Source organism: Thiolapillus sp. (genome assembly GCF_048562965.1).
Classification (GTDB): domain Bacteria; phylum Pseudomonadota; class Gammaproteobacteria; order Chromatiales; family Chromatiaceae; genus Thiolapillus; species Thiolapillus brandeum_A.
Genome location: NZ_JBHNMF010001080.1, coordinates 1 through 914, shown reverse-complemented (window position 1 = coordinate 914; position 914 = coordinate 1). Strand labels below are relative to the sequence as shown.

Genomic DNA, 914 nt, shown 5'->3' with positions numbered 1-914 from the left:
CTGGCCGGCGAATAATACGTTTGGGGTTTTCAACGGGTTTCAGGTTCTCAGCCTTTACGCGCTGTGTATTCTCAGTAACTGTAGCATACTCATTTTCCAAGCCATCCAGTGCACGCTCGATACTGCCTGCCAGATCCTCCGGTAGCATGGCACCGCTAGGGTCTGCCAGTGTCACCGGGGTACCGGCACTGTACTGATAGCCGGACATGAATTGCTGAGCGGGATCCGGTGTGGTGAACCTCGACAGTCGGGGGTTGAGATACCGGGCACCCAGCTGTACCAGGTCGCCACGGTAGCTACCTCCTGCGTAGTGGGGTTCACCCTGCCCGGCAACCGGTAGACTTAGCAGCATCAGGAGCGTGGCTATCTTTGCCGGTTCAGCCATGGGAATAACCTTTTGATCAGGTTTGGTCTTGGCTTCTGAAAGCCTTCCGGGGTTTCTGTCTTAATCTCCAGTTGGGGGCTTGGCATATCTTCGGCCGTATGCTTCAGTACCCAGCTCTCGCCTTCAGCATCGGCAATCGTCGAGATGGGGGATCCGGGTATGCCGGCATGAAAACGGGATGTTTCAGTCTGAACCTTGTAGTGGTAGAAGTCTACCCAGTAGTCACTCTGTGCGAGTTCCACCGTGAGTGTTGTGATTTTCCGATTCAGCTGGCTGCGGCGTACGAGGTTAAGGGATAGCGGTCGCATCTTGTTACGCAACCATTTAACGCTATCCAGCTGAGCCCGAATCTTTTCAGAATGTTCGGTTGATCGCTTGAGCATCTCCTGATGGTGCACCAGCCATGGCGGTACATCTTTACGAACTACGTGATCCCGCCGGAACAGCAGGAGGGAATGCCCCTCGGTTGCCGGCAGGTTGTGAGTAGAACTCAGAAGGGTTGTGTGTTCGGCCGCAGTGCTGTGAGCCT

Annotated in this window: 2 protein-coding genes; both read right to left on the bottom strand. The window is 55.0% G+C overall.

Features of this window, described 5'->3' with window-relative positions; all coding sequences use genetic code 11:
- Positions 1 to 385: RHS repeat-associated core domain-containing protein (locus ACOCD2_RS22410; protein WP_419626157.1), on the bottom strand; the 385-nt coding region annotated here is incomplete at its 3' end.
- The coding region (locus ACOCD2_RS22405; RefSeq protein WP_419626155.1) for a hypothetical protein at positions 364 to 914 on the bottom strand (551 nt) is incomplete at its 5' end. The genes ACOCD2_RS22405 and ACOCD2_RS22410, both read right to left, overlap by 22 nt.